Raw genomic sequence first — 14,202 nt, 5'->3', positions numbered from 1 at the left:
GCACACCAAGCCGACACCTAAAACAAGCAATTTACCACTCATCGATTTAGTACCCCGTCTAACGTACCTAGGCGATTTCCAGCTGTCGGTATTTGCCGGGTTGGTCAGGATCGGGGACGAACCAGGCGGGGTTACCCTGCTGATCGCGCCCGAGACGGGCTCCGGGTACAGGCGGTTGGTGCGCCAGCCACGCACCAGAGGTTGTTTCGGTAACGGCCATCGGGAAGAAGCCCGCGCGGATGAGTTCGTTGGCACTGTCGATACAGGCGTCGCGGATCGCGGCTAGCTCGGCTTCGGTATGGGCCTCAGTGACGAAGCAGGGAAAGCCGTCCCAGATGTGGATGCCTTTCTGCCGCATCAGCGTGAAGAGCAGCTCGCCGTAGGGTACGTCTTCCGTCCACTTCAGGCGCCACAGCGAGCCAAACTGCGCGGCAAACAGGGGTAGCTTCAGGCGCGTGAAGGCCGCATTGAGGCTTTCGGCAATAGTTTCGGCGTGGCGGGTTAGCGTTTTTTGCAGCGCGGGACCTTTCTCTTTCAAATGCAGCAACGACGCTTTGGCCGACGCCAGTGCCAGCGGATGCCGCACGAACGTACCGGCAAAGTACGTGACGCCCACCTCAGGAATCGACTCGTCGCCGTACTCCCAGAAACCACCATCGAGCGCGTCCATAAACGATTTCTTGCCCGCGATGATGCCGATGGGCAGTCCGCCGCCCACCACTTTCCCGTACGACGCCAGATCGGCCTGAATTCCGAACAAGGCCTGCGCCCCGCCCGGATGCATGCGGAAACCGGTGATGACCTCGTCGAAGATGAGTGCCGTGCCCGATGCTTCCGTAATAGCCCGCACTTCCTTGAGGAAAGCCACCGGCTGGAATTCGGCGCGGCGGCTCTGCACCGGCTCAACCAGTACAGCGGCCAGCTCGTGCGCCCGTTCGCGGATGATACGCAGGCTTTCGTCGGTGCCGTAGTCGAGGATGAGCATATTCTGCACCGACTCAGGCATGATGCCCGCCGCCGCCGGGAACGACTTCAGCTTTTTGGTACCACGCACGAGTACTTCATCCACAATGCCGTGGTACGAGCCCGTGAAGGCCACAATCAGCGAGCGGCCGGTGATGGTCCGGGCAATACGCATGGTGCCCAGCACCGCCTCCGAGCCGGTGCTGCATAGGGCAGCCCGCTCGTTATTGGTCATGTCGCAGAACAACTCACAGACTTCGCCGGCCAATTCGTGTTGCGGTCCTACTTCAAAGCCATTTTCGACCTGCGCGTGCAGCGCTTCCTTGATGAAATCGGGCTGATGGCCAAACATGGTCGCGCCGAATCCGTTGAGGGCGTCGATGTACTCGTTACCGTCGACGTCCCACAGCTTGCTTCCTTTCGAGCGCTTGATCACGATCGGGTAGACCAGTTCTTTGGTCTGCGGCCGGAAGCCCGATACCACCCGCGGATCGGCCATCTGGGCGCGGTGTTTCTGCGTGTAGGCTTTACTCCCAGCGGTTTTGGCGTTGTAGGTCTGCGTCAGATCGGCCAGAAACTGCTGCTGTTTTGGGGTCAGGTTGTCCGTTTTCTGCCGCTCGATCCGCGCCGTAGCGCCAAACGGTTTTTTCAGTTCCACCGCTTCCTCCGGCGTGATGTCGGCGGCGGGCTGAAAGCGGGGGGCTGGGGGCGTGGGGGGTAGCGGTGGAACGGGGGTTGTGGGCGCAGGCGACACGGCCGTTGGGTACGTTGCCGCCCCCTGCCGCATGCTCCCTGCCCCTTGCCCCATGCCGCCCTGCATCAGCGCCACCTGCCGGGCCAGGAGTTGCAATTGCTGAGCAATGAGGCCCAGCGCTGAGTCGCCGCCGGGTAGGGCAGGCATCGGGTCGAGGCTCGTGGTCCCGTATGTAGGTACGTTCGTAGGTACGTTACCCATGGGCGGTACGGGTGCCGGGGCGGGCGCGGGCTGATGCGTTTCGGCAGGCAGTTGGGTGTCGAGGTAATCGGCGACTTTCTGCGGCGTATCCAGTTCGCTGCTCAGTTGCCGGAACGAGATGGGCACCCCAAACGAACTCCGCAGACTGATCGAAATCTGGGTCAGCAGCAGGGAATCGAGACCCAGTTCGAGGAAGGTATCATTGGCATTCAGATCGACCAGATCAATGCCAGACGCATCTTCCAGTAACGTCTTGATTTTGTCGAGTAAATGTTCGCTTCGCATAGGCGTAGGTACGTCGGTCGGAGCCGGAATGACTAACGTGTGGGTTGTATCTGAGTTAGTTATAGGTACGTTGGTAGACGAGGGTGCGATGGGCTCATCGGTCGGCAACGTCACGTTCATCTGCGTCGGAATCAGGGCCATGTGGCCAGCCGGTGAGTCGATCCAGCACCGCTTACGATTGAACGGATAGGTTGGTAATGGAATGCGTTTTCCGCCCGAACCGGCAAACACGGCGTCCCAGTTGGGTGTGAGCCCCTGCTGCCAGAGCGTACCGAGGGCCATCAGGATGGCCTGCTCTTCGGTTCGGTCGGGGGTGGGTCGGTGCAGACTGGCTACCGTCACGACGGTGCGCGTACCGGCCTGCTGTCGGGCCAGCGTGGTTGAGCTGAAGCCCGGCCCCACTTCGAGCAAGACGGGTTGCCGCAGTTCGAACAGGGTGTCGAGGGCGTCGGCAAACCGGACGGTTTCGCGCAGATGCTTGGCCCAATAAACCGGGTCGGTCGCCTGCGCATCGGTCAGCCAGGTGCCGGTTACGGTCGAAACAACGGGTTTCTGCGGGCGCTGTACCTGTACCTTTTCCACAACGGCCCGGAACGCATCCACCACGGGGTCCATCATAGCCGAATGGAAGGCGTGGCTGGTCTGCAACACGCGGTTTGGCGTTTGCTGTTTGTCGAGCCGCTGCGCCAGCGCGGCGATGTCTTCATCGGGCCCCGCCACCACACACAAGCTGTGGCTGTTGATGGCCGCCAGCGACAGGGTTTCGGGCAAGAGGGGGGCCACGTCAGCCGCCGACAGCCGCACTGACAGCATGCTTCCCCGCGGGCAGGCGCTGACCAGCTGTCCGCGTGTCGCTACGAGTTGCAGCGCATCGGCTAGCGAGAATACACCCGCCAAGTGCGCCGCGACAAACTCACCGATGCTGTGTCCGCAGAACACCGTCGGCTCAATGCCCCAGCTTTGCCAGAGCTGCGCCAGCGCATAGTTGGTCACGAACAGGGCAGGCTGGGTGTAACGCGTATTTTTCAGCAGTTCTTTCGCCGCCAGATCTTCATCGTCGGAGAACAGCACCGTCCGGATATCGACGTCGAGGTACGGTTCAAGCAGGGCCGCGCACGCATCGACGGCCTGCCGATATACGGGTTTCTGTTCGTAAAACGCCCGACCCATATTGAGGTATTGGGCACCCTGCCCGGGAAACACAAACGCCACTTCGCCGGGCTGCTGTTTCAAGACAACGCGTGGTGTTTTTGTCAGCAAAGCCGGGTCTATGGCGTCACGGCTGGACACTACCGCAAACTGCCGGTGCGCGTAGGCCGGGCGGGTGGTAGCCATCGTATAGGCCACATCAACTACATCGGCGGTGGCTAGCGCATCAGCCAGTTTCTCTGCGTAGGCCGCTGTGCTGGCGTCGCTCTTTGCCGACCAGGTGAGCAGCGTAAAGGCTGGGCTTTGCGTCTGAACAACCTCAGTTCCCGTTGCCCCCCGCCCCGTGCTCCCTGCCTCTTCCAGTACGACATGGACGTTGGTGCCGCCAACGCCGAATGAACTGACACCAGCACGTAGGGGTCCCTCGACGTTCCAGTCGGTGAGACGATCGTTGACGTAGAACGGGCTGCTGCCAAAGTCGATGGCAGGGTTGGGTACGTTGAAATTAAGGGACGGCGGCAACTGGCGGTGCTGCATCGCCAGCACCGTTTTGATGACGCCCGCCACGCCCGCCGCCTGCGACAGGTGGCCCATATTGCTTTTCAGCGAGCCGATTGCGCAGAATTGCCGTTGGGGTTGTTCGCCAAAGGCCATGCGTAGCCCGTCGATCTCGATCGGATCGCCCAGCGGTGTGCCTGTGCCGTGGGCTTCCACGTAACTGATGGTAGCGGGGTCGATCTGGCCGTCGAGGTGGGCGTTGCGGATAGCGGCGGCCTGTCCTTCGGCACTGGGGGCCGTGAAGCTGCCTTTACCACCGCCGTCGTTGTTCACACCAACGCCTTTGATGATCGCCAGAATCGGGTCACCGTCGCGCTGGGCGTCGGCCAGGGGTTTCAGCAGTACCACGCCTGCACCATCACTGAAAACGGTTCCCTGCGCGTCGGCATCGAACGAGCGGCAATGGCCGTCGCGGCTCATCATGGCCCCGTCTTCGTAGAGGTGACCGCTGTGGATGGGGGCCGTAATACAGGCGCCCCCCGCCAGTGCTACCGTGCATTGCCCATTCCGCAGACTCTCGACCGCCTGAGCAATAGCCAGCAGCGAGGTCGAACAGGCCGAGTAGACACTCACGGCAGGGCCCGTCAGGTTCAGTTGGTAGCTGGTTCGGGTGGCGATGTAGTCTTTCTCATTGACCGTCATCGCCTGAAAGGCCCCAACCCGCGCCATCTGCGCCGGATTTGGTAAGACGTTGTTCAGGAAATAAGTGTTGTTGCCGCTGCCCGCATACACGCCCACGATCTCGTCTCGGACCTGCGGCAGGTAGCCGGTTTGTTCCAGCACTTCGTAGGCGATTTCGAGGAAAATGCGCTGCTGCGGGTCCATCATTTCGGCCAGCGCGGGCGTAATCCCGAAGAAAGCCGGGTCGAACTGATCGGCGCTGGCTATGATGCCCCGCGCCCGAACGTACCCAGGATTCGTGCGTACGGCGACCGGAATGCTCGAGTCGATCTGCTCGGGTGTAAAAAACGTGACGGTCTCGCGGCCTTCGGCCAGCACGTCCCAAAGGTCAGCCACCGAGTCGGCACCCGGAAACCGGCCCGCCATCCCGATGATCGCAACATCGCCACTCTCTGCGCGCCGGGCCGCCGTTGGTTGCCGACTCTGTTTCTGCGGAGTCGCCCCCTGCCCGCTCAGGTACGTTGCCAGCCCGGCAACGGTTGGGTATTGGTATAGTTTCGTAATGGGTAGTGTCTGACCCCGTTGAGCCAGTTGGGCCACGGTCTTCTGCGCCAGCAACGAGTTACCGCCCAACTCAAAAAAGTTGTCATCGAGACCAATAGGGCTGATTTGCAGCAGTTCGGCCCAGATCGCCGCGATGGTCTTTTCCTGTTCCGAAACGGGTTCCCGAAACAACGTACCCAGCGCCGGCCGGGTCGACTCGGGTTTGGGCAGACGCAGCTTGTCGACCTTACCGCTGGTGGTGCGGGGCAGGTCGGTTAGTTCGATAATATGCGCCGGCAGCATGAAATCGGGCATAGTTGCCGCCAGGTTGGCCCGCATGTCGGCCACGTTAGCTTGCTGCCCGGGCGTCATCAGCACGTAGGCCACGATGCGCTTCAGACCCGCTTCGTTTTCGAGGGCCACCGCCACCGCCTGCTGCACGTCGGGCAGGTGCGCCAGTGCCACCTCGATCTCGCCCAGTTCGACCCGATTGCCACGAATTTTCACCTGATCATCAGCCCGACCCTGAAAGTCGAGCAGCCGCGTGCCCTTGTCGTCAGGTACGTAGCGGGCCAGATCGCCGGTGCGGTAAAGCGTCAGGGTGCCTTTCTCCGGGTGTTGCCATTGGATGAATCGTTCGGCGGTACGCTCGGGTTGATTCAGGTAACCCAGCGCTACGGGCGGGCCACCAATGCACACCTCCCCTACCTCGCCATCGGGCAGCAGCGTCAGCGTGTCCGACAGAATCAGCACCTCAGCGTTGGCAATGGGCGCGCCAATGGGCGGCAACTTGGGCCAGTTGGGCGCATCGCCGGTCAGTTTGTATTGGGTCACCCACACGCTCGTTTCGGTGGGGCCATACACGTTCATGAGCGTGGCGGTGGGCAGCTCGGTAAAAAACCGGCGGATCTGCGGCGTAATGCGCAGGCGTTCACCACCCGTAATGATTTCCTCGAGCGAGGCCGGAAACAGCGATTGCGCCTCGGCCGCTTCACAGAGGTATTGCAGCACCACATAGGGCAGAAACACCCGATTGATCGCATTATCGACCATAAACCGCAGCAACCGGCCCGCGTCGAGGCGGTAGCTGTCATCAATCAAATAAACCGTACCACCGGTGCTAAGCGGCAGGAAGATTTCCTGAAACGACGCGTCGAAGCTGAGGTGGCAGAACTGAAGCGTACGGCTACCAGGCCGGGCTGGGCCCTGCGTTGCCTCCCAGCGGAGCAGGTCGATCAGCCCGGCATGACCCAGACACACCCCTTTGGGAACACCAGTCGACCCCGACGTATACAATACACAGACGTAGGGCGTTCGGGTTAGCGGGTTGGGGGCGTCGGTCGCTGTCTCCTCATCAGTACGCACCACAGAGAGGCCCAGTTCGCCATATAGGTTCTGAGCCCCATCCGTCAGGCAATGCGTCAGGTGGGCATTGTCGATCAGTTGCCGAAGGCGGCTGGCTGGGTACGTAGGGTCGAGCGGCAGGTAGGCCTTGCCCGCTTTCAGTATGCCCAACAGCTGACTAACCAGCGACAGTCGGCGGGTGGTATCGATACCGATGACAGGCGCTTCCGGGGCCTGACGAAGCAGTTGACTGGCAATCCGATTGGCTACTTCGTTCAACTCCGCATAAGTCTGCGAAGCGCCTTCGATCACGACAGCGGGCTGCTCGGGATAGCGGCTAGCCATTGCCTCAACGAGTTGATGAACCTGCTGCGCTTCCGCAAACCAACGGGTGGTTGCAGAAAAAGGGGATGTGTCAGTTGGCCGGTTCGTCTGCATAATAGAGTCAGCTCAGGTAGGCATCAGGGCCAGTACCAACACCGTGCCCGTATAGCTATATCCTTTAGACGAACTCAGTCTCATTGGGCCACATTGGGTTAACTTATTGTAGTAACAAATAGGCGATAGTTATATAAGATCGGTAAAATCTATGGAGATTTTACTTAAGTAAATGCAACCAATTTGTTATACGATTTTAGAAAACTCTATTATTTGGCTGTAGTAAACCAAAAAATTAATCATATATATATGCACATACACTAATTAAACATTCTATAGAAAGACTAGTGTTTATAGAGGAATTTAAAAGTGACGAGCAACCTCTCAGTCAATTTCAATCTGGTAGCCTCTAAAATTTATTGCAAAACCCTCGTTCGTATTCGCGTCGTCTCCAACTTACAATGGTTTTCAGCCGCTCGAACTGGGTAAATACAGCCTATTTTAACTAGTAAATAACTGATAATGAATAGCTAACCAACGAGTGATTACGTAGTGATTGTTGGGAAAGCGCGTGGAATGAAATTCCATTTTTAGGAAGGCGCGCGTATCTCTCGGCGTAAGGCACAAACTGAATTTTCGATTGACTGAAACCGATAGTATCGTTATCGACCGCCTAATAAACCGTCAGTTAAATCGCAGTTAAGCACTGTGACGTATGAAACTAATACCTAGTCTAAAAGCATGTATTTAACGAACTGGCCGGTAGGTACAAAAAAAAGAAGTCGGTGGCACTGATCATTCAGTCCCCGACACAGTCAATTCAGCTTGGAAGTGACACGCCAGTTTTTAACACCCATAATGCCTGTTGTGCACGACGAAAATTTAGCAATAGTCGTGCCAAATTTCTCCAAAAAAGAAGTTGCAGGGAAAACCTAGCCATAATGAAAACGTCATTGAAACACTTGCTTATCGTTGAGGAAAACCCACACATCGTAACGGTTTTAACCCAAACCTTAAGAGCAGATTACCAAATAACCGTAGCCACCAATAGCCGCGACGCGGTTCGTATGTTGATACAGGGCCGTAAGTTCGATTGCGTGATCACCGAACTCGACCTGCCCTTTTTCGACGGCTTAGAATTGATCAAGCTGGTCCGTATGAGCAAGCTCATGGGCCGCACCCCCATTCTTGTTTTATCAGAAGCGTTTGACAGCGACACTCGGATTGCCTGCCTCGAAGCCGGTGCCGATGGGCACATTGCCAAGCCGTTCAACCCGCTCGAAGTGAAAGTGAAGCTTCAGTCGATGACTGGCCGCTCGGTGTTTGGCCTGGAAAAGGCTGAAGCTCAGGCTGTGCCCGTTCATTCAGCGCTGCTGAAGCGGTTCTGGTCACCCGGTTCCCTGAATCTATAATCGAACCGTACCAGGTCAATTGCCTCATTGCCCCTGGTAACAGCCGCCGGTAACCATGTCTGCTTATCCTACACACCACAACACATCACCGACTATGAATGGGCAACAAGCGCCATGTCTAGTGCTGGTTGATAAAAATGAGGCCGTATTTAGCCAAATCAGCAACTGGCTGGATTCTTCCTGCCTGATCCGCTGGTACCAACGGATGGACGATGCCATCGCCTGGGTACGTGACCGCCGTTCCACCTCACTCATCATCATCAACGAAACCGAAGCCAGAGCCGATTCACTCGCGGCCCTGCGCGACCTCACTATCCAACGCAGTGTGCCGATTCTGCTGCTCTGCCAGACCGTTACCGACCGGGTAACCCAGCTGGCGATGCACACGGGCGTTACCGACCTGCTCACCCTGACCGATCCAACGCACCTGGAGCGCCGGATCAAGTTTTTTCTGACGCTGATGCGCCGGGTAGCCACTCAGCCCGACGCGGAGGTGGAAGGGCAGGCTTTTACGTTTCAGTTACCGACTTGGAAGCGCGCCATCGACATTGCGGCCTCTCTGCAGGCCCTGATTGTGTTCAGCCCGCTGATGCTGCTGGTAGCCATCCTCATCAAACTCGACTCGAAAGGGCCGGTCTTCTTTAAGTCGAAACGGGTGGGCTCCAACTACCGCGTTTTCGACATGATCAAATTCCGCACGATGCGGACCGATGCGGCCACGATGTTGAAAGACATGGCCTCAGAGAATCTGTACAACATCAACGGTGCAACCGACGAAACCCCGCAGGTCAAAGATATTTGCGAAGAATGCGCGTTGATTGCCTCCTCTTGCCAGCGCAAGCTCTTCCACAACGACCGCTTCGTCTGTGAGCGCCAATACCTCAAACAAGGCGAGAAAGGCGCCACCTTTGTCAAATTCCGGAATGATCCGCGCATTACACGCCTTGGCCATTTCCTGCGCAACAGCAGCATCGACGAACTGCCGCAGCTGATCAACATCCTGCGCGGCGACATGTCGCTGGTTGGTAACCGCCCCCTGCCGGTCTACGAAGCGGAAAAACTAACGGCCGATCAGACGGTGAAGCGCTTTGCGGGTCCGAGTGGTCTCACAGGCCTGTGGCAGGTGCAGAAACGCGCCAAAGGCGAAGCCAAGATGGATGAGCAGGAGCGCATCGCCCTCGACATCGAGTACGTCGAAACGTTCTCGTTCTGGAATGACATGAAGATCATTTACAAGACGTTTTTCAGCCTCTGGCAGCAAGAAAACGTCTGATTAAGCAACGGTGCGGACTAAGCGGTGAGCACGTAACGCACGACAAATGCGCGGCCCAGCCGTACCCTCACCGCCTGTCGTTTATTACTCACCGTTTTGCCTCCCATGCTTCTCATCGTTCTTTTCTGGTTACTATTTGCGCTGGTCGTCTATACGTACCTAGGCTATGGCCTGCTGTTGTGGGGCATTGTACGGGTGCGGCGAGCGCTGGGTATTGGTCAGCGGGTATTGCCGCCCATGGGTGAACCCGCCGACGTAACGCTGGTTGTGCCCGCCTACAACGAGATCGACTGTTTGCCCGCCAAGTTGCAGAACTGTCTTGATCAGGATTACCCCGCCCATCGGCTACATCTGCTGTTCGTGGTCGAAGGGTCGACCGACGGCTCGGCCGAGTGGCTCGAGGCCCAACGGGCCAACGTACCCAACCTCACCATTTTATCGGGGACCGACCGGCTGGGCAAAATTGTGGCGATGAATAAAGCCATGAAGCGGGTGAACACACCGCTCGTAATCTTTACCGACGCCAACACGCACCTTAACCCCGAAGCCGTATCGCGGCTGGTTCGGAAGTTCGACCTGCCCAACGTAGGGGCCGTAACAGGCGAGAAACGCATTCAGATGGAAGCGTCCGAAGCCGCTACTGGCAGCGGAGAAGGCCTTTACTGGAAATACGAATCGTTTCTGAAACGCCTCGATGCCGAGTTGCACACGATTGTGGGCGCCGCCGGCGAACTGTTTGCCATCCGCACCGGCCTGTTTGAGCCCGTCGAGGCCGATACGCTGCTCGACGATTTCATGATTTCGCTCCGGATTGCCGCACGCGGGTATCGGGTCGAGTACGAGCCTAACGCCTACGCCCTCGAACGCCCCTCGGCGGCTATTCGCGAAGAGCAGAAACGCAAAGTGCGCATTGCTACGGGCGGCTTTCAGTCGATTGCCCGATTGTTGCCCCTGTTTAATATCAGCCGGTATGGCTGGCTGAGCTTTCAATACGTATCGCACCGGGTACTACGCTGGGCCGTAACCCCGTTTTGCCTGCCGTTACTCTTGTTGCTGAACGCGCTGATCCTGCTACAATTGGTATACCAGAATGCGTCAGGCCTGGCTATTGGCTTCTGGGCCATTATGTTCCTGGGCCAACTTGCCTTTTACAGCCTGGCCTGGATCGGCTACCGGCTTGAGGATCAACAAACCCGCTGGAAGCCCGCTTTCGTCCCCTTCTATTTCACGTTCATGAACTGGTGCGTGCTGCAGGGGTTCGTTCGTTACCGCCGTGGGGGGCTTTCCGGCATCTGGGAGAAAGCCACTCGCGCAGCCTGATAACTTCAGGCTTACCTACCGCCCATTCAATTCCTACGCGGAGCCGCCCGTTGCGGCGTAACTTGCCGTTACCTAAAAAAAATAGGTGGCACATCCAGCTTATGTAGAGCAGCTAGGCTGTGACAGGTTGGCACACTTTTCGTCAGAAGAGATAGACAGCCTACGTCAAAAACCCCGTCGACATTCGTCGGGTTCTCCATTTCAATCGCCCATGAACCGCTTGGTATCATTGAGTTCTTCTTATCGCTTTTCCAGCAGTCTATTAATCATAGCGATTATCTTCACCTCCGTCCGTGGCTACGGGCAAAATGCAGGAGCGCGGGGCATGGTATCGTTCGGCAAGTCGGCGGGATTGGCCAGCGACACGCTGTACCTGGACGTCAATCAGGATATTGCCGTGCAGTTGTTGCCCTTCGAGCAACTGCTGAAAGTAGCCATTGCTTACTCGCCCCTGATGAAGTATCAGCGCGAAGTGGTGGGCATCGCCGATGCCGCAACCAGCACCACCAAAGCGCAGATCCTGCAGAACATCAGCGCGGGGGGCGGATACGCGTGGACCAATCAATCGCTGGGCGGCAACACCCGGTCGAGTGTGCCGGTTACGCCGGGTACACCGGGCACCAACCCAGACGTGAACACAAATACGTCGGGACTGCAACTGTCCAATGGCTACCGGGCGGGGGTCGACGTACGTATTTCGTTGTTCGATCTCTTTGGCCGTAAACACCAGATTCGGCAGGCAGTTGCCAATCAGCGGGCCGCTGAAGCGCAGCTCGACGTGCTTGAACTTCAATTACGGCAACAGTTGATTACCTTGTATCAGGATATGATCACATCGCAACAGATCTTGAAGGTGCGGTTGCTCGACGAACAAGCATCGTTGGCCGCCTACCGCATCGCCGAGGCTGAATTGCAAAAAGGAACGATTACAGCCACGGCTTTTGCCGCCTCGACTACCCAGTACGCACAAACCAAATCGTTATCAGAGCAACTGAAAGGCGATTTTTTGAAACAGGTTCACTTTTTTGAAGCCTTGATGGGGGTACCCATTCAACGGCTGAAACGATAACATACATGGGTCGAACGTTCAACGGCGTCTTGCCAGCCCGCTGCTCTGCTACGTGGCAGCACCGCGTTGAACGTTGGACATTGAACCAGCTATAAGACTATGTCACTCGACGGATTTTTAAGGTTAATGAAACAGCACGCCCTGCTGTTTGTGTTGCTTCCGGCCATTACGGCGGCGACCGCCTTCTACGCTACACGCCATGAGAAGAAGGTCTACAAATCGGAGTCGACACTCTATACCGGGCTGGCTTCAGGCTATAACCTACTGAGCGACAAGCAATCGTCGTTTATGGACCGGTCGACAGGAGCCTTCGACAACCTGCTGACGACCCTGACCTCCAAAGAAACGCTGTTGCAGGTCGGTATCAATCTCCTGGCCGATCACCTCCAGTTGCGGGAGTCAGATAGTCTGGTATTGGGCTGGAACGGTTATCAATGGCTCGAGCAGGAACTTCCCCGGCCCATGCGCGATGAACTGGGTCTGTTTGGTCCCACGCCAAGGCTGCGGAGAGCTCTGGACAGCCTGGCCAAAGCCGCTACGCCAAACCCCATCAAAACGCTGCTCTTTACCTCCGATTCGCCGTATTCGGTTGAGAGCCTGACGATGAAGCTGAAAGGGTCGCCGCGCAAAAACAACAATGACGTGCTCCTGATGGAGTACGAAGCGAATGACCCCGCCGTAGCGCAGAAAACGTTGATCTACGCCATCGACGTGCTCAACCAGCGCAACACTCAATACAAAACCTCGGAGACAAACTCGGTTGTCAACTACTACCAGACCAAGCTGGGCGAAGCCAAGACGAAGCTCGATCAGGCCGAGGCCCGGCTGCGCGCCTTTAACGAAAACAACCAGGTGCTCGACTACGACGAGGAAGCCCGGAACGTTGCCACCGCCCGCGAAGCCCTCGGCGACCAATACAACCAGGAGTTGATGCGTCGCGACGCTGCCAAAGCCTCTCTCGACGCTATTAACAAACGCATGGGGCAACAGGGCAACGTATCGGCGGCCAACAATGATCTGGCCGATAAACGCCGTAAACTCGCCACCGCCGAAACCCAACTAGCCAACGCTCAGGCCTACGGGCAGCCTCGCCACATCATCGCTAAACTACAGGCTGCCGCTAGCCAGGCCGCTGAGGAACTGAAGGCGAGCGCCCAACGCTATGATGCCGCCACCAGCACCTCCGACGCCCTGCCGCAGGCTACCCTCGCGGCCGACAAGCTGAACAAGCAGTTGGAGTACGACGAGTCGGTAGCCCGGCTCCAGGTATACACCCGGCGCATGCGGGAGTATCAGAGCAAAACCAACAGCTATGGCCCGCTAGGCTCGCAACTACGCCAGCTAACGCTCGACCGCGAACTGGCCGAGCAGGAATACAAATCGCTGAAACAACAGGTCGACCAGTCGCAGACCCGCAAGCAGGACGTTGAAGTAGCCGGCAAGCTACTGACGCTCGACGCCCCGAATTTCCCGCTCGAACCGCAGGCCTCGAAGCGCAAGCAAATGGTGATCATCGGGGTAGGCGTCGGCATTTTTCTGGCGTTGCTGCTAACGGCCCTGCGCCTGTGGATGGATAAGCGGATTCAATCGCCCGAGCAGGCCGAAAGCCTGATTGGGTTACCCGTATCCGCGTTTTTTCCGGTTGTGAAGAACCCGCTATCGACGGCCAAAGCGGCCCGGGCAGCGCGGGTGATGTTCGAGCAATTGTTCAACGCCGTCAACATCGAGATCGCGCAGGTCAAAGACAAGCCTTACCCGCCCGTCATCACGTTGTTCAGCGTGCTACCCAAACAAGGCAAAACGTGGGTGGCCAATGGCTTGCTGCGGCTGGCCGAAGAGTCGGACCTACAGGTGGCCTACTGCTACCCGGCCTCGACCGGTAAAGAACGCCGGGAATCGAACCTGGGCATAACGTACCTGCCCTATACCGTCCGTCCCGATTTCATGAACGTAACGGGCGTCGACTACCTGATCGACGCCGAACACGAATTTGATTCGACGCAGTTCGACCGGATTTTCCTGGAAATGCCCGCTCTGGTCAACCATCAGATGCCGGTTTACCTCCTGAAAAATACCGCACTCTCGCTGTTGATCGTCGACGCCAACAGCACCTGGAGCCGGGCCGAAAAGCAACTGATGGCGCTCTACGAACGCATCACCCGGCAGTCGATCCTGCTGGTATTAAACAAAATCGGCGGCGACTACATCGATAATGCCAGCGCGGCGGCTGATATCGAAACACCTGAGCAAAAACGGAAACTTCAAACTGAACGCCGGGGGTAGAAGTAACATAGCATTAAAAGCTATTTTTGCTAACCACACCAGCTGACCG

The 14,202-nt window shown here is 57.6% G+C and carries 6 protein-coding genes; 5 read left to right on the top strand and 1 reads right to left on the bottom strand.

Annotated features, from left to right (window positions below; translation table 11 throughout):
• Positions 1–67: 67 nt before the first annotated feature.
• Entirely contained in the window at positions 68–6,856 is a 6,789-nt protein-coding gene (locus FAES_RS03515; protein WP_015329817.1) for a type I polyketide synthase, read from the bottom strand.
• An 881-nt stretch (positions 6,857–7,737) separates the two neighbouring features.
• Between FAES_RS03515 and FAES_RS03510 the strand changes: the two genes are divergently transcribed.
• The 5 genes from FAES_RS03510 (at position 7,738) to FAES_RS03490 (ending at position 14,153) form a co-directional block, all read left to right on the top strand.
• Complete coding sequence (locus tag FAES_RS03510; protein ID WP_015329816.1) at positions 7,738–8,208, top strand: response regulator; 471 nt, start codon at positions 7,738–7,740, stop codon at positions 8,206–8,208.
• A gap of 94 nt (positions 8,209–8,302) precedes the next feature.
• A complete protein-coding gene (locus FAES_RS03505) occupies positions 8,303–9,481 on the top strand; it encodes a sugar transferase (protein WP_065814277.1) in 1,179 nt (392 codons plus the stop codon).
• 105 nt (positions 9,482–9,586) lie between these two features.
• Positions 9,587–10,801, top strand: a complete 1,215-nt coding sequence (locus tag FAES_RS03500) for a glycosyltransferase family 2 protein (protein WP_015329814.1) — start codon at positions 9,587–9,589, stop codon at positions 10,799–10,801.
• 211 nt (positions 10,802–11,012) lie between these two features.
• Complete coding sequence (locus FAES_RS03495) at positions 11,013–11,870, top strand: TolC family protein (RefSeq protein ID WP_041257492.1); 858 nt, start codon at positions 11,013–11,015, stop codon at positions 11,868–11,870.
• 126 nt (positions 11,871–11,996) lie between these two features.
• Positions 11,997–14,153, top strand: coding sequence for a GumC family protein (locus FAES_RS03490; RefSeq protein ID WP_148289281.1), 2,157 nt, complete (start codon positions 11,997–11,999; stop codon positions 14,151–14,153).
• Positions 14,154–14,202: the final 49 nt, after the last annotated feature.

The sequence above is a fragment of the Fibrella aestuarina BUZ 2 genome (assembly GCF_000331105.1).
Taxonomy (GTDB): domain Bacteria; phylum Bacteroidota; class Bacteroidia; order Cytophagales; family Spirosomataceae; genus Fibrella; species Fibrella aestuarina.
The sequence above is the reverse complement of the archived record's forward strand: the minus strand, read 5'-3'. Positions and strand labels throughout refer to the sequence as shown.

Bases quoted from the DNA above. Each gene is read 5' to 3' on its own strand.
- FAES_RS03490 (WP_148289281.1), top strand. From the start codon at position 11,997: ATGAAACAGCACGCCCTGCTGTTTGTGTTGCTTCCGGCCATTACGGCG.
- FAES_RS03515 (WP_015329817.1), bottom strand. From the start codon at position 6,856: ATGCAGACGAACCGGCCAACTGACACATCCCCTTTTTCTGCAACCACC.
- FAES_RS03500 (WP_015329814.1), top strand. From the start codon at position 9,587: ATGCTTCTCATCGTTCTTTTCTGGTTACTATTTGCGCTGGTCGTCTAT.
- FAES_RS03495 (WP_041257492.1), top strand. From the start codon at position 11,013: ATGAACCGCTTGGTATCATTGAGTTCTTCTTATCGCTTTTCCAGCAGT.
- FAES_RS03505 (WP_065814277.1), top strand. From the start codon at position 8,303: ATGAATGGGCAACAAGCGCCATGTCTAGTGCTGGTTGATAAAAATGAG.
- FAES_RS03510 (WP_015329816.1), top strand. From the start codon at position 7,738: ATGAAAACGTCATTGAAACACTTGCTTATCGTTGAGGAAAACCCACAC.